The sequence below is a fragment of the Arthrobacter sp. P1_B9 genome, from assembly GCF_056406495.1.
Map to the genome: position 1 here is coordinate 53103 of NZ_JBFUAA010000006.1, position 18015 is coordinate 71117.

18 protein-coding genes are annotated in these 18015 nt (G+C 68.1%); 9 read left to right on the forward strand and 9 right to left on the reverse strand.

All coding sequences use genetic code 11. The features are described 5' to 3' along the window. The first annotated feature begins 224 nt into the window (after nucleotides 1–224). On the forward strand, nucleotides 225–419 hold the full coding sequence (locus tag AC1D1A_RS10340; protein WP_476850038.1) for a DUF1918 domain-containing protein: 195 nt from the start codon (nucleotides 225–227) through the stop codon (nucleotides 417–419). Between the two features lie 15 nt (nucleotides 420–434). On the opposite strand, the gene AC1D1A_RS10345 is transcribed toward AC1D1A_RS10340, so the two are convergent. Then, on the reverse strand, nucleotides 435–1889 hold the full coding sequence (locus AC1D1A_RS10345; protein WP_476873913.1) for a DUF5129 domain-containing protein: 1455 nt from the start codon (nucleotides 1887–1889) through the stop codon (nucleotides 435–437). Between the two features lie 103 nt (nucleotides 1890–1992). Between AC1D1A_RS10345 and AC1D1A_RS10350 the strand changes: the two genes are divergently transcribed. The 4 genes from AC1D1A_RS10350 (at nucleotide 1993) to AC1D1A_RS10365 (ending at nucleotide 5063) form a co-directional block, all read left to right on the forward strand. Next, nucleotides 1993–2559: an LpqB family beta-propeller domain-containing protein gene (locus AC1D1A_RS10350; protein ID WP_476947673.1), complete on the forward strand. Its 567-nt coding sequence runs from the start codon at nucleotides 1993–1995 to the stop codon at nucleotides 2557–2559. Then, nucleotides 2556–4220 carry a DUF5671 domain-containing protein gene (locus AC1D1A_RS10355; RefSeq protein ID WP_476947674.1) on the forward strand — a complete coding sequence of 555 codons (1665 nt, stop codon included), beginning with the start codon at nucleotides 2556–2558 and terminating at the stop codon, nucleotides 4218–4220. The genes AC1D1A_RS10350 and AC1D1A_RS10355 overlap by 4 nt, the downstream gene beginning before the upstream one ends. A gap of 127 nt (nucleotides 4221–4347) precedes the next feature. Next, nucleotides 4348–4545 (forward strand): YegP family protein, encoded by a 198-nt coding sequence (locus AC1D1A_RS10360; protein ID WP_223916785.1) that lies wholly within the window; start codon nucleotides 4348–4350, stop codon nucleotides 4543–4545. Between the two features lie 50 nt (nucleotides 4546–4595). After that, on the forward strand, nucleotides 4596–5063 hold the full coding sequence (locus AC1D1A_RS10365; RefSeq protein ID WP_476850034.1) for an SRPBCC family protein: 468 nt from the start codon (nucleotides 4596–4598) through the stop codon (nucleotides 5061–5063). A 69-nt stretch (nucleotides 5064–5132) separates the two neighbouring features. Here the strand turns inward: AC1D1A_RS10365 and AC1D1A_RS10370 are convergent, their stop codons facing one another. Beyond that, nucleotides 5133–6173, reverse strand: a complete 1041-nt coding sequence (locus AC1D1A_RS10370; RefSeq protein ID WP_476947675.1) for an isopenicillin N synthase family dioxygenase — start codon at nucleotides 6171–6173, stop codon at nucleotides 5133–5135. Nucleotides 6174–6324: 151 nt separating this feature from the next. Here AC1D1A_RS10370 and AC1D1A_RS10375 point away from each other — a divergent pair, with 151 nt between their 5' ends. Continuing rightward, entirely contained in the window at nucleotides 6325–7440 is a 1116-nt protein-coding gene (locus tag AC1D1A_RS10375; protein ID WP_476871635.1) for an alkaline phosphatase family protein, read from the forward strand. A 6-nt stretch (nucleotides 7441–7446) separates the two neighbouring features. Here the strand turns inward: AC1D1A_RS10375 and AC1D1A_RS10380 are convergent, their stop codons facing one another. From AC1D1A_RS10380 to AC1D1A_RS10390, 3 genes are all read right to left on the reverse strand, one after another. Then, nucleotides 7447–8637 carry an alkaline phosphatase family protein gene (locus tag AC1D1A_RS10380; RefSeq protein WP_476947676.1) on the reverse strand — a complete coding sequence of 397 codons (1191 nt, stop codon included), beginning with the start codon at nucleotides 8635–8637 and terminating at the stop codon, nucleotides 7447–7449. Beyond that, the gene (locus tag AC1D1A_RS10385; RefSeq protein ID WP_476947677.1) at nucleotides 8634–9902 is read right to left on the reverse strand and encodes an alkaline phosphatase family protein; all 1269 of its coding nucleotides are present in this window, start codon (nucleotides 9900–9902) and stop codon (nucleotides 8634–8636) included. The genes AC1D1A_RS10380 and AC1D1A_RS10385 overlap by 4 nt, the downstream gene beginning before the upstream one ends. Before the next feature lie 95 nt (nucleotides 9903–9997). Next, nucleotides 9998–10708, reverse strand: a complete 711-nt coding sequence (locus tag AC1D1A_RS10390; protein WP_476850153.1) for an endonuclease/exonuclease/phosphatase family protein — start codon at nucleotides 10706–10708, stop codon at nucleotides 9998–10000. Nucleotides 10709–10903: 195 nt separating this feature from the next. Between AC1D1A_RS10390 and AC1D1A_RS10395 the strand changes: the two genes are divergently transcribed. Further along, nucleotides 10904–11707, forward strand: coding sequence for a thioesterase family protein (locus AC1D1A_RS10395; protein WP_230010034.1), 804 nt, complete (start codon nucleotides 10904–10906; stop codon nucleotides 11705–11707). Between the two features lie 2 nt (nucleotides 11708–11709). Here the strand turns inward: AC1D1A_RS10395 and AC1D1A_RS10400 are convergent, their stop codons facing one another. Beyond that, nucleotides 11710–12093: a DUF2177 family protein gene (locus AC1D1A_RS10400; protein ID WP_230010036.1), complete on the reverse strand. Its 384-nt coding sequence runs from the start codon at nucleotides 12091–12093 to the stop codon at nucleotides 11710–11712. A gap of 16 nt (nucleotides 12094–12109) precedes the next feature. Between AC1D1A_RS10400 and AC1D1A_RS10405 the strand changes: the two genes are divergently transcribed. Beyond that, nucleotides 12110–12856: a lipoate--protein ligase family protein gene (locus AC1D1A_RS10405; protein ID WP_476947678.1), complete on the forward strand. Its 747-nt coding sequence runs from the start codon at nucleotides 12110–12112 to the stop codon at nucleotides 12854–12856. Here the strand turns inward: AC1D1A_RS10405 and AC1D1A_RS10410 are convergent. From AC1D1A_RS10410 to AC1D1A_RS10420, 3 genes are all read right to left on the reverse strand, one after another. Beyond that, complete coding sequence (locus AC1D1A_RS10410; RefSeq protein WP_476947679.1) at nucleotides 12814–14442, reverse strand: carboxyl transferase domain-containing protein; 1629 nt, start codon at nucleotides 14440–14442, stop codon at nucleotides 12814–12816. The genes AC1D1A_RS10405 and AC1D1A_RS10410 overlap by 43 nt on opposite strands. Beyond that, nucleotides 14436–15689, reverse strand: coding sequence for a CaiB/BaiF CoA transferase family protein (locus AC1D1A_RS10415; protein WP_476947680.1), 1254 nt, complete (start codon nucleotides 15687–15689; stop codon nucleotides 14436–14438). The genes AC1D1A_RS10410 and AC1D1A_RS10415 overlap by 7 nt, the downstream gene beginning before the upstream one ends. Nucleotides 15690–15771: 82 nt before the next feature. Next, nucleotides 15772–17181: an SLC13 family permease gene (locus AC1D1A_RS10420; protein ID WP_476947681.1), complete on the reverse strand. Its 1410-nt coding sequence runs from the start codon at nucleotides 17179–17181 to the stop codon at nucleotides 15772–15774. Between the two features lie 123 nt (nucleotides 17182–17304). On the opposite strand from AC1D1A_RS10420, the gene AC1D1A_RS10425 reads away from it, so the two are divergent. Next, nucleotides 17305–18012, forward strand: a complete 708-nt coding sequence (locus AC1D1A_RS10425; RefSeq protein ID WP_476871627.1) for a FadR/GntR family transcriptional regulator — start codon at nucleotides 17305–17307, stop codon at nucleotides 18010–18012. Nucleotides 18013–18015: the final 3 nt, after the last annotated feature.

Sequence of the window (18015 nt, forward strand, 5' to 3'; positions counted from 1 at the left end):
CCCGGGCCGTCGGGGTGGGCGGAGGGAGGGAGCGGGTCGTGGCGCGGTCCTGCCGCGAAACCGATCACCGGGAAAAGGGTGCTGACTGCTTTTCCTGCTTGGCCAACTGCACATTTACCATTCACGGCGCGGCTCCTCAACCTCAGGCCATAGCGCCCCCCAGCCGATAAGAGCCATAATGATCTTCGGGCACACAGGCGTCAATAGGGATACAGGTGACCGCCATGAAGGCAACCGCAGGGGACCGCATCATCATCCGGGGGACGACGGTCGAGTCCACGGACCGGCACGGTCTGATCCTTGAAGTGAAGGGTGCTGACGGTGCGCCGCCGTACCTGGTCCGGTTCGACGACGGCCACGAAACGATCATGTTTCCCGGCGGGGATTTCGCCGTCGAAAAGGCCGCGGGCGGGCCCTAAGTCCGTAGACGCGCCCTAGAAACTCGACGAACTCCCGGACCCGGAAAAGCTTCCGCCGCTGGACCCGTACCCGGTGGTGGCGCCGCCGCCGCGCGCGTTGCTGACGCTGCTGACGCCGCTGCTGAAGCCGGTGTTGAAGCTCGGGACCGAGAAGAAGTAGTAGGACGGGTACACCGTTCCGAGGATGCTTGGCTCGTACGTGCGGCCGTATTTTGCCTTCGTTCCCGCCTGCGCGCTGTCCATTTCCTCGCGCATGAGCCCGGCTTCCTTCTCATTGCGGGCAAAGGCCTGGATCAGGGTGTCGGCGTGATTTTTCAACAGCTCCGAGAGGTGGGTCCGGGCGTCACGCAACCTGTCCAGCGCCGATTCCGGTGTGATGGAGCCGTCCGCCAGTTCCGTCGACCAGCGCTCCATGTCGCGCCGGCTTTCATCGCGGAAGGACAGCAGTGCCAGCGCCGTCCCTGAGGTTCCCTCGGCCCGGCGCTGGCTGAGCAGGTCTTCCACGCCGTCCAGATCGTTGCGGAACGGCGCGAGCTGGCGGTCCCAGGCGGCAGGCCAGGACGAGCCCCGGTTGAGCAGGGCATTGGTATCGGCGATCACGTCGTCCAGGGCGTCGAGTTCGGCCGCGGCGTCGGCGTAACTCCGGACCAGTTTGAGGTTGGGCCGGCGGCTCAGGTCCCTGCTGCTGAGGGCGTGTACCTGGGTGGAAAGTTCGGTGGCCGTACCGTAGCGGTTCAGGAACGTGCGGTGCTTTTCCAGCACCGTGCTCCCGTACCGGGAGGACTCGGGAATGGTGCTGGCGTTGAGCTCGGTCACCTGCAGGTCCATGCTGACATTGGCGTAGCTGGCGTCGCCCCGGGCCAGTTCCTTCCGGCTGGACACCCGGGTCCGCCACCGCACGATCAGCCAGGCCGCGGCTCCGCAGACCGCGGCGGCCACCGCCGCCCAGGCTGTGACGAGGAAGGCTGTGGAACGGTACCACGGCTGATTGATGAGTTCGGCGCCGCGGCGGATCCCGGCAATGGTGCCCTCGGTCCACTGCGCATCGCGAAGCAGCTCTTTGGCGGCGTTCTGGATGTCCTCGCGCTGTTCGGGCGAGACCTTCCGGTCCTCACCCATGTACGTCCCCACATGCCGGCCCACCGGATCCAGGGCGAAGATGAACAGTCCGTCTGCCCACTTCTGCCCGTCGGCACTGATCCATTCGGGATGTTCGGTGCGGGCGAACCGCAGGACTTCTTCGTTCAGATTGTCGGCGGCAGTGCCGTTATAGGTGTAGACCGCAACTTTGGTGGGCTCATAAAAGTCGGTGGCCTGAACCGCCGGCAACAGCGTCCGCTGGTCCAACACCCCGGCGCGGTCTTCAATGACGACGGCGGTCGGCGTCGTGGCGAGCGCGGCCGGGGCTCCGCCGAGAAGGCCGGCCATCAGCACAACAGCAGCGGCGAGGGCTTTGCGCATGATTCCCATTTTCCGAGCGTAGTGGCTGGCTTTGGCTGCGTCGACGCGGACGCCGCGGAAAGGGGACGAAAGACATCGTGACCGTGCGCTGGACGGCGTCCATACTTGCGCCATGAGGCCGCCGCCTGAAGGACTGCCGGAGGAACCCCGCCCGGAGGAGCCCGGCCCGGAGGATCCCCGCCCGGAGGATCCCGGCCCGGAAAAGCCGGGGGAGGCGGGGGAGCCGCGCCGCACCAGGGCTGACCGGACCCTGCTGGCCATCATGGCCGCGATCGCGGTGATCGTCATCATCGCGCTGGCAGTGGTCTTCACCCGCGGGGAGCCCGCGCCCCTGGCCGAGTCAACGCCCGCCGGCGTCGCACAGCGCTACGCCGCCGCCGTCATTGCCGGGGATGAGGCGGCCGCCTCCGCCTACCTGACGCCGGCCGCCCGGAGCAAGTGCACAACCGGGTCACGCCCCTCGGCCCGGAACCTGCGAGTCACGCTGGTGTCCACCACCGAGCGGCCGGAATCCGCGGACGTGAGGGTGCTCATCACCGTGTCCGAGCCGGGCGGTCCCTTCGGCAGCGCCGAATACCAGGTGGAGGACGCGTTCGACCTCGTTCGGGCGGGCAACGGCTGGCTGATCGACACCGTGCCCTGGCCCCTGGCAGTGTGCACCGGCGAGGCGAAGCAATGAGCGCCCAAGGGACAGTGCGCCGGCTCATCACCTACGCGTTGCTGTTCGCACTGGTGGTGACCACCGCCGTCGGGCTCAGCGGACTGCTGGGCCGCCTGCTTGTGGCGGGGACAGAGCTGGCCCCGGACAACGTCGCCGGGCTCGCGCGCTCGCTGGCGTTCGCCCTGATTGGCGGCCCGCTCGCGGCCCTCTTGTGGTGGGCGGTTTGGCGGCGGCTCGAGGACCCGGAGGAGCGGTCCGCCATCGGCTGGGGTCTCTACCTGGCAGGCGCCTACCTGCTCGCCCTGCTCATCGCGGCCACCAACGTGCTGAACACTCTGTCCTCGCTGATCGGCGGGGAGGGCCTTCAGTGGCGGCTGTCCCTGGCCACAGGTCTGGTGTGGGCTGCGGTCTGGGCCTGGCACCGGTGGATGTGGCGTGACCCCCGGAAGAATCCGACAGTCCTCTCCGGTGTCCCTACGGTGCTCGGCTCGGTGCTGGGGCTCGTGCTGGGCGTGGGCGGCGCCGTCGCAGCCTTATCCACCTTGCTGGATGCCGCCCTGCGGGGAGCCGCGACGGAGGTGTCGGTGGGCAAACCGTGGTGGGTGTCGGCGCTGCAATCCCTGGTCTGGGCCGTCGGCGGAACCATTATCTGGTGGTGGCATTGGAATCACGACGGCGGCCGGAGGCTGCGGACCGGGCTGGCCGACGTCGCGCTCATCACGGTCGGGGTGCTTGGCGCCGGCGTTCTGACCTTGGGCGGAGCCGGGGTGGCGCTCTTCGTGGTGCTTCGCCTGTTGTTTGACCGTTCCGAACCGCTGGAGCTCCTGCTGGAGCCCCTCCCGCCGGCTGTGTCCGCGGCCGCCATCGGCTGCCTCGTCTGGGTCTACCACCGCAATGTCGCGCGCGGGCGCTCAGAGGCCACGCTTCAGGGCGGCAGGCTGGTGACCTCCGGCGTCGCCCTGGTCGCGGCAGCGTCCGGGATAGGCGTGATCGTCAACTCGGTCCTCGCCATGACTGCGACGCCGCTGGCCGGCTCCGGGGCGCGGACGCTGCTGCTTGCGGGAATCAGCTCGCTCCTGGTTGGCGGCCCGGTCTGGTGGCTTGCGTGGCGGCGCGTGGAGCAGGCGGCGGCGGCCGGCGCCGGCCTGAACGCGCGCCGGATCTACCTGGTGGCCGTGTTCGGCCTGAGCGCCGTGGTGGCGGTGGTCACGCTGCTGGTGATCGGGTTCCGGATGTTCGAGTTCGTCCTGGGCGAGGTCAGCGGGGGAAGCCTCGTGGACCGGATCCGCGCACCCCTGGGGCTCCTGGTCGCCACGGGACTCGTGTTCGGGTACCACTTTGCCGTGTGGCGGCAGGACCGTGCCGTGCTCGCCGCGGCCGGTCCGGTCCGTCCGCGAACCATCGGCCACGTGTTCCTCGTGGCGGGATCCGACCCCGCACCGCTGCGGCGCGTCATCGGTGAGGTCACCGGGGCCGGCGTCACGGTGTGGAAACGGGCCGACGGCGGTGCCGGCGCTGCCGGTGCTGCCGGTGCTGGCGTTGCCGGTGGGGACGTCGCGGGCGATGCCGGGGCCCAGGAGAAGCGGTTGGCGGCCGCACTGGAGGGTGTGGCGGCGCCCCGGGTTCTGGTCGTTGCCGATCAGCACGGGGGAATTGACGTCATCCCGCTGCAGGGCTGACCGGCCTGTCGTGAGCCTGGTCGGGCCGGGCAACCGAAGGACTCTGGTCAGCCGGTTGCGGCGGGGCTAATCTGATCCGTGCCGGCTCCCCGGCCGGCCACAACAACGGAGAAATCAGGGATGCAGCATGGCTGGCAAGTATGAGGTCTACAAAGACAAGTCCGGCGGATTCCGGTTCCGGCTTAAGGCCTCCAACGGCGAGGTGATCGCCTCCTCGGAGAGCTACAAGACCAAGGCGAGTGCCATGGGCGGGGTCGAGTCCGTCAAGAAGAACGCGGCCTCGCCGGTGGTCGATCTGACGGAGGCAGCCGCTGAGAAGGGGTGAACCCGCAGGGCACGCGCCCGGTTGGGCCGGTCACCGCCTAGGATTGCCGCATGTCTACTTATGAAGTTACCCGCAGCGCAGTCATTCCAGCCCCGGCGCAGGAGATCTTTCCGCTGGTCAACAGCTTCCACGAATGGACCAAATGGTCCCCTTGGGAGGCCGTTGATCCGGCCATGGAACGGAGCTACTCCGGCAGCGAATCCGGCGTCGGTGCCAAGTACACCTGGAGCGGAAACCGCAAGGCCGGCTCCGGCACCATGGAAATCGTGGACACGGCCGAGCCGCGCGACATCAAGATCCGTCTGGAATTCACCAAGCCCTTCAAAGCGGTCAACCCCACCTCCTTCACGTTCACGCCCTCCGGTGACGGCACTCAGGTCACCTGGACGATGACCGGGGAGAACAAGGGCATCGGCAAAGTGTTCGCCCTGTTCATGAACATGGACAAAATGGTCGGCGCCGACTTCGAAAAGGGCCTGGCCTCGCTGGCCGGCGCCGTGAAACAGCGACAGGCCTGAGTCGGGACGCCGCCGGGCCGCCCCGGCGGCCCGTCATTCCCGGCACGTTGGCCGGTGAACTGCTGCCGTTCAGGTCTGCCCGGCGCTCCGGACCAGTTCCGGGTGATGAATCCGGGCGACCTCGGGGTGGGCCCGCAGCCAGCCTTTGAGCACGTTTGCGCCGTAGGACGCGAGCATCGGATTGTCCGGATCATCGGTGACCCCCCGGGACCGGGCCGCGAGTGCGGGCGGCAGGGGCACTGGCTCAATGACGGCATCGAGCCGGGGCGAGAAGAAGAAGGGGACCGTGTAGCGGTCGACGCCGGCCGGGGGCGCCTCGACGCGGTGGATGGTGGCGGCCAGGTAACCCTGAGTCGCGACTTCGAGCATTTCGCCCAGGTTGATGACCAGGGCCCCCGGAACGGGTTCGACCGGAATCCAGCTGTCCGTGCCCGGCGGGAGTACCTGCAGGCCGCCGACCTGGTCCTGGAGCAACAAGGTGACAAAGCCGTAGTCCGCGTGCGCGCCGACACCCTGCGGACCGGCATCAGCGACGACGCCGCCGACGTAGTGGACCAACTTGGCCATCCAGGCCGGTGAGTCCCGGAAGGGTTCATCGAAGTATCCTTCGGGCAGTTCCAGCGACACGGCGATGGCGCTGAGCAATTCGGCCCCGACGCCGGACATCCGTTCCGCCCAGGCCATGCACACGGTGCGCAGCTCGGGCAGCGCCCGGTCCGGCAGCAGGTTCGGCCCTTGGACCAGCCAGTACGGCTGATCCGGCGGGTAGTCCTCCACGGCGGGACGCTCCGGTCCAAAATCCAGCTGCTCCCGCGCGTCCGGCCGCCCCTGGGTGATTTCGTGGCCCAGCCGCGTGTAACCGCGGAAATGCGGCGAGAGCCGGTTGTCCAGTTCCAGCCGTGATGCAAGCGGAAGCTCGAAGAAGCGCCGCGTGACGTCGAAGAGCTCATCCACCTCGGCGGCAGAGGCCCCGTAACCGGTCAGCTGGAAGAAGCCCACCCGGTGCGTGGCGTCGCGCAGTGCATCAATAAACGCCGGGTCAAACCTGCCGTCGCGCCCCCTGGCGGTACTCAGGTCCAGGAGCGGAATGGAATCCGATGGTGCGCCCATGAGTGCAAACTACCACCACAGCATTCACTACTGAACTCATTCCCAGCAACCGTGCAGGGTCCTCGCGGGTTTTCTTGACCGCGGTGTGAAAGAGTGCAGACACTGAAGCCGCCAAATCCACGCTGACAGGTCAATCAGAAAGCCGGAATCCATGAGCCGGACTGCCACGAAAAATCATCGACGAATCGCCGCGCGGCTGCTTGTTGCAGCAGTCCTGGTGGCGTCGGCAGCGGCGTGCGAGCCGGGGCCGCCGGGCGCCAGCCCGGGTCCCACTGCCGGGGGCACCGCCACCGCGGGGGCGGCGTCGAAGCCCGGGCACGTGTTCGTCATCAATCTCGAGAACAAGGGCTACAACAAGGTGTGGGGCGCAGGCTCGGAGGCCCCCTACCTGTCGCAGACGCTCCGCAGCCAGGGCGTCCTGCTTTCCAAGTACTACGGGATCGCCCACAATTCGAACCCGAACTACCTGGCCCAGATCTCCGGCCAGCCGTCCAATGCCATGACGAGGGAGGACTGCCCCACCTACGCCGCGTTTGAGCTGACGGGGACGGGCGCGCTCGGCCTGGCGGAGGGCGCCGGCTGCGTCTATCCGGCCTCGGTCCCCACGGTCGCCGGGCAGCTCAGCGCCGCAGGCAAGACCTGGAAGGGTTACATGGAAGACATGGGCACGCCGTGCCGTCATCCCGAACTCGGCGGGCAGGACACCAGCCAGGGCGCCAAGGTGGGTGACCAGTACGCAACGCGGCACAACCCGTTCGTGTATTTCCAGGCCATCACCTCGTCACCGGACTGCCAGAGCAACGTGGTGGACTTCAGCGAACTCCGCGGCGACCTCCAGTCCGTAGCCACCACCCCGAACCTGTCCTACATTTCGCCCAATCTTTGCAATGACGGCCACGACAACCCCTGCGTCGACGGCAGCCCAGGCGGACTGGCCGCCGCCGACACTTGGCTGAGCCAGCAGGTCCCGGCCATCCTGGATTCCCCGGCCTTCCGGCAGGACGGGATGCTGGTGATCACCTTCGACGAGTCCGAGGGCAAGACCGTTGGGCCCTCAGGGCTGCTGCCCGGAGGGACGGCCGGCGGCAGGATTGGTGCGCTGGTCCTCTCGCCGCTCACCAAGGGCGGCACGACGTCGGACCGGCCCTACAACCACTTCAGCCTCCTGGCCAGCATCGAAGACGCCTTCTCGCTCCCGCGCCTCGGATACGCCGGGGCGCCGGGACTGGACAGCTTCGGCGGGGACGTCTTTAACGCCGGGTCCTAGCGCGCGTTACCCCTGGACCCCTGCGTTGTAGACGTCGAGCCCGAAGCGGTTCAGTCCAGGGGCTCCCGCATAGCCGAGATAGGGCAGGCCGAAAGTGTCTTCGATGCTGGCGAGCAGGCTGTAGTGGTTATAGGGAGTGGTGGACCAGGTGCCGCCCTTGACGAAGGGTGAGATAACCAGTGCGCCGACGCGGCCGCCGCCCGGGCCGGTGATGCCAGGCTCGGGAGTGTTCGGGCCGGCGGTTTCGCCGCAGCAGGCGGCGGCGTCCGACTGCGGGCCGTCGGACTCGTCGAAGGTGACCACCAGGACGCTGTCCTGTTTGAACGCCGGGGAGGAGGTGATGGCCGGCACCCACTGCCTGAGCCACTCGTCGGCGCTGGCCAGGCCACCCGGCTGTCCGTCCACGCACGGGGCGTCGTGGCCGTCGTGGCAGAGGTTCGGCGTAATCATGGACAGATTGGGGGTCGTGGCGGTCGACGCGAGGTCTGTCTTCAGGGCGCTGAGGTCGACGTCGTTCTTGGCGCAGTCCGGGGAGCCGGTGATCCCGGCGAAGTAGACGAAAGGGTTGTGACGCGTCGCGTACTGGTCCCCGACCTTGGCCTTCTGAGTGTCGTCCACCGCGCCGAGGGCCGGATGCCGGCAGGGCGTTCCCATGTCTTCCATGTAGCCCTTCCACGTCTTGCCTGCGGCCGTCAGTTGGCTGGCCACCGTGGGCACGCTGGCCGGGAAGACACAGCCGTCTCCGACCGCCTGGCCGGGACTGGCCGTGCCACTTCCGACAAACGGTGAGTAGGTCTGGCAGTCGGCCTGCATTTGGGGGTTGGGGCCTTGGCCGGAAATCTGGGCGACGTAGTTCGGCYGAGAATTGTGGGCCGTGCCGAAGTACTGGTTCAGCAGCACCCCCTGGCCCCTGAGCGTCTGGGACAGGTATGGGGCGGCCGACGCCGGGCCCCACGTCCCGTCGTAACCCTTGTTTTCCAGGTTGATGATGAAGACATGTTTGGCACCGGGCAGGTAACCCTGGCCCGAGGTGGCTGTCGGAGCGCTGGCCGTGGCAGCCGGCTGGGCCGGTCCGCAGCCGATCGCCGCCGCCGCCAGCAGGACGATGGCCGCGGCGGAGGCCCGCAGAGCTGGCCTGCGGACCCGCCGGAGGGGCCCGGGGGCCGCCGTCGTGGTTTCTGTGGTGGTGGGGTTCACGGCAGTTTCCATCCGTCGGCGAGTGCTTTCTGTTTGAGTCCGGACCATTCCTCGGCCGGCGGCGGCCCCACGGGGGTGCAGGCCGGGCCGGCCACGAAGGGCGGGACCAGGTAGGTGGGAGCGGTCAGGTTTGCCGGTGCGCCGAAGTCCAGGACTTCGGCGATGTTGCGGGCCGCGCTGTCCCGGGGCGTCAGCGGAGGCAGGTTCCACCGCCATTCGATGGCCTTCAGTACGGACGTGTGATCGTAGATGTCGTGGGCGACGTGCCGGCGTCGGGCGCGCGGGGAGATGACCACGGACGGCACCCGGAAGCCCCGCAGGGCCGTCGAGGCGCTCACGTCCGGGGCCGTACCGGGGGCGACGTGGTCGTAGAAGCCGCCCCACTCGTCATAGTTGATCACCAGCAGCGTCTTGGCCCAACCCGGGCCGGTGGTGACGGCGTTGTAGACCTCGGCGAGAAATGTCTCCCCGGAGCGGATGTCCGCGTGCGGGTGGTCATCGCCGGATGTTCCCGATCCCTCGTCGGTGAACCGCGGATCCACGAAGGACACCGCGGGCAGGCTGCCGGCGCCGGCGTCAGAGAGGAATTCGGAGTAGTGGTGCGAGATCCCGAGGTACTTCGTGCCCCAGAGCGCGGTGAACGGGATATCGCCGTAGTAGTACTTTCCGTCCACCCCGGCGGCGGCCAGCCGGTCCCAGATGGTCGGGAGCGTGGATGTCACGGTGGAGTTGTGCAGCCGGTCGGTGGCCGCCGCGTGCTGGTAGAACCTGTTCGGGTAGGTTTCGGCCATCGTGGCGGCAAAGTACCGGTCGCAGACCGTCCAGTCCGGGCCGGCCTGCCGCCAGAAATCGAGGTCGGCGGCGTCGTAATAGCCGACGGCGAACCCGTCGTTTTCCCCGGCCAGGAGCCAACCATTGTTCTTGCCGCCGTTGTACTGGATCCGGCCGCCCTCGTACGAGTGGTCCGGGTCCGGGTGGCCGCAGCCCTGGAAGTCCGTCAGGTGGTGCGTGGTGTGCGAAGTCCCATAGCGGTCCGTGTAGCTCAGGCCGGCCTGCTGGCCGTCTGAACCGGGCAGCCAGCCCAGGAAGTGGTCGAAGGAACGGTTTTCCATCATCAACACGATGATGTGGTCAATGTCGGATGCGGCGGCCGGGGGCAGGGCGGCAGTGGCGGCTTCCGCTGCCCGCCAGCTGTTGCCGGCGGCCAGCGCTGTGGCTGCGGCCGTTCCGGTGGCGGTCAGGAACGTGCGTCTTGAGAAGTTCACGCCCAGCAGTAGATCACAGGCAGATTACGAGAAGCCTGCTTTCGATGCCCGGTTCACCGGGTGTTCACCGGGTGTTCGTACCCCCGGACCGGCCGCTAAGGCTCCGCGGGTCCTGAACCGTTGGGGGGCGCCTCCTGGCCGTATTCGGCCGTGATCAGGATGGGAAGGTGGTCCGACGCGCCTCGGGCCAGGGTTTCCACGCTTTCGATCTCCAGCCCCTGGGAAGTGGCAAAATCGAAATGGCCCTTGAAGACCTTGTACCGGGTGTAGGTGCGTCGGTCACTCATCGTGAGGTCGTAGCCGGCGTCCTTCATCTGCGCTGTCAGGGACTTGGTGAAGAACGGATAGTTGAAGTCGCCCACCATCAGGGACATCAGCCCACCGCCCATGCTGAGCAGCTCGGCGTGGGCGGCATGGATCTGGTTCCGGCGCAGTGAGTTCGATGCCGTCAGCGGTGCCGCGTGGAAGGACGCGATGACGAGTTCGTGGTCGGTCTCGTTGTCGGTCACACGCGTACCGATGAGCCGCTCGTGCGCGGGGGAGAGGACACGGTCGTGCATGGACTTCTTAAGGGCGAAGGTCTTGGTCTCGTAGGCCGTGAAACGGCTCATGCGGTAATAGATCGCCAGGCCCAGCCGGTTGCCCTTGGTGGAATCGGCCAAGTGCAGATCCCCGATGGTCTCCGGCAGATCGTCCGTATCGCACTCCTGGAGGCACAAAGCATCAATCTCGAAATCACGTGCCAGATCGACCAGCTCGCCGCTGGCCGCGTGCTTGCGGAGGTTGTAGCTGATGACTCTAAGCAGGGGGAGCACCTCTTCGGTGAATAGTCGTTAAAACCTCACCCGAGTCTACCCAGTCCGAGCGGATCGGTTGGGAACAAGCGCAACGCGCGTCCGGGGTCCGCGCCGGATCGGAGCCGGAAACACAGCGGCCGGGAACACTGAAAGCGCAGCAGGATAGTGTGTTCTGGAATCACCAGCCATGCGAAAGGGCGGACGTTGACTGCTGCACTACCGGAACTTGCCGAGGGCGATTTCTACTACGAGGTCCTGGGGGACGGGCGGTTCCGCTCCACCATCCACGCCCAAGGCGCCTGGAACGAACACGAGCAGCACATGGCCCCCGCGTCCGGCATCATGGCCGACCGCCTGGCCCGGCATGAGCCCCGCGAAGACATGCGCATGGCGCGGCTCAGCTACGAAATCCTCGGGCTGATCCCCGGCGGTGAGTTCGAGATCGTGACCTCCACCCTGCGCCCGGGACGGACCATCGAACTGGTGCAGGCCGAGCTCGTTTCCGGCGGGCGCACGGCCATTCGCGCCACGGCCTGGCGGATGATCACCTCTGACACGTCCGCCATCGCGGCCTTCGAGGATCCCAGGATTCCGGCGCCGGAGGACTGCGAGCCGTACGACGCCGCGGCCGTCTGGCCCGGCGGCTACATCGCCTCACTGCACATGCGGATCGCCGAGGGCCACCGGGCGGGCTCGGGAACCGTCTGGCTCCGCACCGACTACCCGCTGACAGACCGGGCGGACAGCGGCGACCTCGCCCGGCTGGTCGGCCTCGTGGACACGGCGAACGGCATTGCCGCCCGGGTCCCGCCGGGCAAGGGCAGCTACGCCTTCCCCAACCTGGACCTGCAGATCCACATGTACCGGCAGCCGGAGGGGGAGTGGCTGGGGCTGGACAACGAAGTCACGTTCGGTACGGACGGGATCGGGCTCACCTCCACGGTGCTGCATGACCTCACAGGCCCGTTCGGACGCGCGGAACAGATCCTGACGCTGCGCAGGTCCTAGTTCTAGTGGAAGACGAGCCAGCCGGCCAACGTGGCCAGCGCCGTCAACACGGCACCCCAAAGGATGTCCACGACGATCAGCTGCCACGGCCACGTCTTGAGCGTGGCGGCATTTGTCAGATCGTAGGTGGCGTAGCCAAACACGCCCAGCGCGGCACCGTAGCCCACAGCGCTGAGCCAGCTGCCGCCGTCGAGCGCTGGCGTCAGGGCAAAGAACACGATCCCGGCAATGTAGATCACGTAGAACACCACCGCGTAACCTAGATTGGGCTTGTCGGCCATCAGGTCACCGATCTGGCGGCGGTAGAACGGGTTCATCGTCTTGAGCCAGATGGCGTCGATGATGGCGAATGCGGCGGCTACGACGAGGAATTGCAGAATGACCATAAGGGAGCATAACAACATGCCGCAGGCGCCAGCCGGGTCCCGGACACTGACGGTGGTGCGGCAGCAGGAATCACTTGGCGCCGCGGCCGACCTCGACTTCGCGCTCGGGCTCCTCCAGAAGGTCAAAACCGGCTCGCTGGGTCCCACCCTGCGGCTGTACCGGCCGGTTCCCACGGTCGCCTTCGGCCAGCGCGACACGCACCTGCCAGGCTTCGAGGCCGCCGCCAACGCCTGCCGGCAGCTGGGCTTCGAGCCGCTGGTCCGCAAGGCCGGAGGCCGCGCGGCGGCGTACCACGAGCGAACCCTCGTCATCGACCACCTGGAACCCGATGCGGACGCGATTGCCGGGGCCAAGGGGAGGTTTTCGCGTTTCGGCGAACTGCTCGCCGGGGCACTGCGCGACGCCGGGGTGGATGCCGGCGTCGGTGAGATCCCGGGGGAGTACTGCCCCGGGGAGTTCAGCGTGCACGGCAGCGACCCGGAGGTCCCCGAGCACCGGATCAAGCTGGTCGGCACCGCCCAGCGGGTGGTCGCCGGCGGCTGGCTCTTCAGCTCCGTGATCGTGGTGGCGGACTCCGCCCCGATCCGCGCGGTCCTGGAGGCCAGCTACGCCGCCCTCGGCCTCGAATGGGACCCCGCGACGGCGGGCGCGGCCGATGACCTGGTGCCGGGCCTGGACGTCGATGCGGTCGAGGCCGCGGTGATCGCCGCCTACGGACGCTACGCCCCGCTCAGCCACACGGAGTTCTCGAGCCTGCTCTGAGCCTCATCTAGCGGTGACCCCGCCGGGCGGCGTCCCTCCGCCGGCGCAAGGACGCCGCCCAAGTTGCGGTACTTCGCCAGGCGCCGGGGGAGGAGTTCGTCGACTCCTGCGTTGGAGAGCGTGGCGAGTTCGTATTCAATGGCGCGGCCGAGGCGACTGCAGAAGGCCAGGGCCTCGTCGGCGGCGTTGGGGCGTTCGTCCACGATGTGTTCCACAAGTCCGTTGGCGTGCAGCGACGCGACGTTGACGCCCTGGGCCTCGGACATGGCCGCGGCGAAGCCGGTGCTCCGATGGACGATGGCGCTCGCGCCTTCCGGCGGCAACGGGGACAGCCAGGCGTGCTGCGCGGCGATGGTGCGGTCCGCGGGCAGGAGGGCCAGTGCCCCGCCGCCGGCCCCCTGCCCGAGCAGCACGGACACCGTGGGTGCGTTAATCCCGATGAGGTCGTGCAGGGAGCGGGCGATCTCGCCGGCCAGGCCGCCTTCCTCGGCTTCCTGGGACAGGGCGGCGCCGGCGGTGTCGATGATGGTGACCAGCGGCAGTCCGAGCTCCTCGGCTAGGCGCATGCCGCGCCGGGCCTCCCGGAGGGACGCCGGCCCCATCGCCGTCTGTCCCATCGCCGTCTGTCCCATGCCCGTCGGCCGCGTCGCCCGGGGCCGGGTGTGGCCGATCACGACGCAGGATTCCCGGCCGAAACGGGCCAGGGCCAGCTGGAGGCCGGGGTCCTTTTCGCCCTGGCCGGTGCCGTTGAGCGGAAGCACGTCCCGGGCCCCGTGCGCCAGCAGCTGCCGGACATCCGGCCGGCGGGGGTCGCGGGAAATACCGATCGACTCCCAGGCGCCGGCGCCGGACGGCTTCACGGACAGTGTGGCGGGCGCGGCGACCGGCGGGCGGGGGCCGGTGACCAGGATGCCCAAGGCGCGGTCGACGACGTCGGACAGCTGCCAGGGCGGGACCACCGCGTCAATCAGCCCTTTGTCGAAAAGGTTCTCCGCCGTCTGGACGTTCTCCGGGAACGGGGTGGCGTGGAGGGCCTCGTAGACCCGGGGTCCGAGGAAGCCGAGCAGGGCGCCGGGCTCGGCGGCGGTGATATGGCCGAGGGACCCCCATGAGGCCATGACGCCTCCCGTGGTGGGATGACGCAGGTAGACCAGATAGGGCAGCCCGGCCTTGCGGTGGGTGCGGACGGCGGCGCTGATCTTGACCATGGAGAGGAACGCGACGGTCCCTTCCTGCATGCGGGTCCCACCCGACGCCGGACCGGCCAGGAGGGGCAGGCCCTCGCGGGTGGCCCGTTCGACGGCGGTGACGATCCGCTCCGCGGCGGCCTGGCCGATGGAGCCGGCGAGGAACCGGAACTCGCTGACGATCACGGCCACCCGGCGGCCGCGGATCAGGCCTTCGCCGGTAAGGACGGATTCGTCCACGCCGGTCCTGGCCCGGGCGGCGGCCAGTTCCTGCCGGTACTCGGGGCCGGGATCGGGGTCCAGCACGGGCGCGTCCCAGCTGCGGTAGGACCCGGGATCGAGGACCGCGGTGATGAGTTCGGTGGCGTCCAGGTGCCGGACCTTCTGCCGGGTCAGCATGCCCGGGGGCCTTCCTGGCCGGTGACTGTGGCCGCGCCCGCTGGGGTGCCGGGTGTCAGCCCCAGCCACCGCCGGATCTGCTCCCCGTCTTGGTCCAGCAGCGGCGGCGCGGTGTGGGACGTCAACGTGGTTTCGGTGGTGCCGGCGGCGCTGAAGAACCGCAGCGGCGGGCCGGGCAGGCTCACGGTGCCGAGGATTTTGTGCTCGACGTCGACCACCAGACCCTGCGAGTGGACCTGTTCCCATTCGTAGACTTCGTCCAGGGTTCTGACCTTGCCGGCCGGGATGCCGGCGTCGTTGAGTTTGGTGAGCAGCGGCTCGGCCTCGAAATCGGAGAACACCCGCTCCACTTCTTCGATGACTTTCTCGCGGTTGCGCACGCGGTCCGCATTGGTGGCGAACTCCGGCCGCGCGGCGTCGATCCCGAACGTCGAGGCGAACGTTTTCCAGAGCTTTTCGCTTCCCACGCTGATCTGCACCCCGCCCTGCCGGCAGTGGAACAGTCCGTAGGGGGCAATGGACGGGTGCTGGTTGCCCTGCGCCTTCGGCACTTCGCCCGCAACCGTGGCCCGGGTGCCCTGGAAGGCATGGACCCCGATCAGGGCCGCGAGCAATGAGGTGCGGACGATCTGGCCCTGGCCGGTCCGCTCACGCTGGAGCAGCGCCGCGAGGGTGCCGAACGCCCCGTACATGCCGGAGAGGAGGTCGGCGATGGGAACCCCGACCCGCTGCGGATCGTCCGGCCCGGATCCGGTCAGGGACATCAGCCCGGCCTCGCCCTGGAGGATCTGGTCGTAGCCGCTGCGCTGGGATTCGGGCCCGTCGTGCCCGAATCCTGTGATGGAGAGGACCACCAGCGCCGGATTCAGGGCGTGCATCTGCGCGGCGGAGAATCCGAGCCGGTCCAGGACGCCGGGACGGAAGTTCTCGATGACCACGTCGGCGCGTTCCAGCAGCTCACGCAGCACTGCCCGCCCGTCGTCGCTCTTCAAGTCCAGGGCAATGGATTCCTTGTTGCGGTTGCAGGAGAGGAAATACGTGGCCTGCGGATCATCCTCGGGGCCCACGAACGGCGGCCCCCAGCCGCGGGTGTCGTCGCCGGTACCGGGGTTCTCCACCTTGATCACCCGCGCGCCGAGGTCAGCCAGCATCATCCCGGCATGCGGGCCGGCGAGCGCGCGGCTCAGGTCCACTACGAGATAGCCGGTGAGGGGGCCTTCGGCGTCGGGCATGGGTTCGGTGCTCATGGACGTGTTCCTTCTTTGGTCGGTCGTGGCGGGCGCGCGGTGGGCTTGCGCGGTTGGTTGATTTGTCGGCTACATCCAGCGGTCACATCCAGCCCGGGACTACCATGACCAGCCAGGCGACGGCCGGTCCGACGGCGACGACGATGCCGCTGTAGGCCAGGATCTGCTTGTAGAACCTGTCCTTGTCCACGTCCTCGGGCGCGTTGGCCAGGACCAGGGCGCCGTTGGTGGAGAACGGGGACACATCCACGATCGTGGAGGCCACGGCCAGGGCGGCGATCACGCCGACGGCGCCGACCTCGCCGGTGGCCAGGAACGGCACCGCCAGTGGAATGAGGGCCGCGAGGATGGCAGTGGAGGAGGCGAAGGCCGAGACGATGGCACCGATGTAGCAGATCAGCAGGGCGGCGAGCAGGGGCATGCCGAGATCCGCCACTCCGCCGGACACGAATGCGATGGTGCCGGCTTCTTCGAGGACGCCCACGAACGTGAGCATGCCGCAGATGAGCAGGACCGTGGACCAGCTGATCTTGTTGACGGCGCCCTTTTGCGCTGCGGGAGACACGAGGGCGAGGACGATCGCGATGGTGATTGAAACAAAGCCGACGTCCACCTTGAATCCGAGCGAGATGACGGCCAGGGCGATCAGGCCAAGGATGGTGATGAGCTGGGGCATGGATGCGCGGGCGCCGCCGGCCGGAGGTGCGCCGGCCGGGGCGGGACCGGCAGCCGAGGATGTGCCGGAGCCTGAGGTGCCCTTGGCCGAGACGCCGGCGGCGGAGATGTCGGATCCGGATCCCTGCAGCGTGACGCCGGCCGCGCGGGCACCCACGCTGACGGACAGGCGCCTTTCTGCGGCCTGTTCCACCAGCCGCCCGCCCGGGGTGGACAGCAGTTTGCCGCCGCCGAGGACGACAAACAGCACCAGCGCGATGGCCAGGTTGAAGAGGAAACTCGCCAGGAAAATCGCCATCGGGTTGGCGTCCAGCTCTGTCCTGGCAATGATGCTGTTGACGGTGACACCATAAACGGCGATGGGGGAGAAGCCGCCGGCCTGCGCGCCGTGGATCACCATCATGCCCATCATGAGCGGATTGATTTTGTGTTTGGCGGCGAAGCTGAGGGCGATCGGCGCGATGATGGCCACGGCGGCCGGGGAGAGGGCGCCGACGGCGGTAATCACCGCGGTGATGGCGAACATGACCCACGGGATCAGGGCAACCTTGCTGCCGACCAGCCGAACGGCGCCCCGGACCAGCAGGTCGATGGTGCCGTTGTTTTGCGCGATGGCGAACAGGTAGGTAACCCCGACGATGGTCAGGAACAGGCCGCCGGGGAAGTTGGCAAGGATCTCGTTGGTGGACATCCCCAGCACCACGGAGCCCAGCAGGAAGGCGCCGACGAAGGCCAAGGCACCCATGTTGAGCGGCAGCACCGTGGCCAGAAGGAACATCACCGCCAGGATGATGATGGACAGGACGGGAGCGGACATCGTTGTTCCTCCGGATCGAAGTGGTTCGTGACTGGCTTAGTGGCCTAGCCTCCTAGACACTAGGTGTCTTTGTCAATAGTTCTCCGGTAGTCTTAGGGGTCAGGACAGGCTGGAAGGACGCGCATGGCAAAGCAGGCGGCAACGCATCAGATTTCCCGCGTTTCGCGGCCCCGGCTTTACGAGCAGCTGGTGGAGCAGATCATGGACTTCATCGAGTCCGCCGAGCTGGGCCCCGGGGACACGTTGCCGGCCGAGCGGGAACTTGCCGAGCGGTTGGGGGTTTCCCGTGCCACCCTGGCGCAGGCCCTGGTGGCCCTCGAGGTGCTTGGCGTGATCGACGTCCAGCACGGCACCGGAGCGGTGCTGGTCTACCGGCCGAACGTTCCCTCCGTGATCAAAGGCCTCCGCGAACACAGGAGCCGTCTGCCCGAGATCGTTGAGGCGCGGAGCACGCTGGAGGTCAAGCTGGCCGAACTGGCCGCGGCCCGCCGCACGGAGCAGGACATGGACGCGATCGATCACGCCCTCGAAGCCATGGCGTTAGAGGTCGCCTCGGGAGACCGCGGCGCACGCGGCGACGAGCTGTTCCACCAGGCCGTCACCGCCGCGGCCCACTCGGCAGTCCTCGCCCAGCTCATGACCTTCATTGCCGGCATGGTCCTGGAAACGCGCCTCGAATCGCTCGCACAGCCCGGCCGGCCGGAGCAGTCGCTCGCCTCCCACCGCAAGATCGCCGACGCGATCAGGTCCCGGGACTCGGCGGCCGCCGCGGCGGCGATGCTGGAGCACATTGATCTTGTCTCCGACGTTGCCCTCCTGAAGAACAGCTAGACC

What these genes read in the sequence shown, in the direction of transcription:
- AC1D1A_RS10340 (WP_476850038.1), top strand. Translation starts at nt 225, where the DNA reads ATGAAGGCAACCGCAGGGGACCGCATCATCATCCGGGGGACGACGGTC.
- AC1D1A_RS10345 (WP_476873913.1), bottom strand. Translation starts at nt 1,889, where the DNA reads ATGGGAATCATGCGCAAAGCCCTCGCCGCTGCTGTTGTGCTGATGGCC.
- AC1D1A_RS10350 (WP_476947673.1), top strand. Translation starts at nt 1,993, where the DNA reads ATGAGGCCGCCGCCTGAAGGACTGCCGGAGGAACCCCGCCCGGAGGAG.
- AC1D1A_RS10355 (WP_476947674.1), top strand. Translation starts at nt 2,556, where the DNA reads ATGAGCGCCCAAGGGACAGTGCGCCGGCTCATCACCTACGCGTTGCTG.
- AC1D1A_RS10360 (WP_223916785.1), top strand. Translation starts at nt 4,348, where the DNA reads ATGGCTGGCAAGTATGAGGTCTACAAAGACAAGTCCGGCGGATTCCGG.
- AC1D1A_RS10365 (WP_476850034.1), top strand. Translation starts at nt 4,596, where the DNA reads ATGTCTACTTATGAAGTTACCCGCAGCGCAGTCATTCCAGCCCCGGCG.
- AC1D1A_RS10370 (WP_476947675.1), bottom strand. Translation starts at nt 6,173, where the DNA reads ATGGGCGCACCATCGGATTCCATTCCGCTCCTGGACCTGAGTACCGCC.
- AC1D1A_RS10375 (WP_476871635.1), top strand. Translation starts at nt 6,325, where the DNA reads ATGAGCCGGACTGCCACGAAAAATCATCGACGAATCGCCGCGCGGCTG.
- AC1D1A_RS10400 (WP_230010036.1), bottom strand. Translation starts at nt 12,093, where the DNA reads ATGGTCATTCTGCAATTCCTCGTCGTAGCCGCCGCATTCGCCATCATC.
- AC1D1A_RS10405 (WP_476947678.1), top strand. Translation starts at nt 12,110, where the DNA reads ATGCCGCAGGCGCCAGCCGGGTCCCGGACACTGACGGTGGTGCGGCAG.
- AC1D1A_RS10410 (WP_476947679.1), bottom strand. Translation starts at nt 14,442, where the DNA reads ATGCTGACCCGGCAGAAGGTCCGGCACCTGGACGCCACCGAACTCATC.
- AC1D1A_RS10415 (WP_476947680.1), bottom strand. Translation starts at nt 15,689, where the DNA reads ATGAGCACCGAACCCATGCCCGACGCCGAAGGCCCCCTCACCGGCTAT.
- AC1D1A_RS10420 (WP_476947681.1), bottom strand. Translation starts at nt 17,181, where the DNA reads ATGTCCGCTCCCGTCCTGTCCATCATCATCCTGGCGGTGATGTTCCTT.
- AC1D1A_RS10425 (WP_476871627.1), top strand. Translation starts at nt 17,305, where the DNA reads ATGGCAAAGCAGGCGGCAACGCATCAGATTTCCCGCGTTTCGCGGCCC.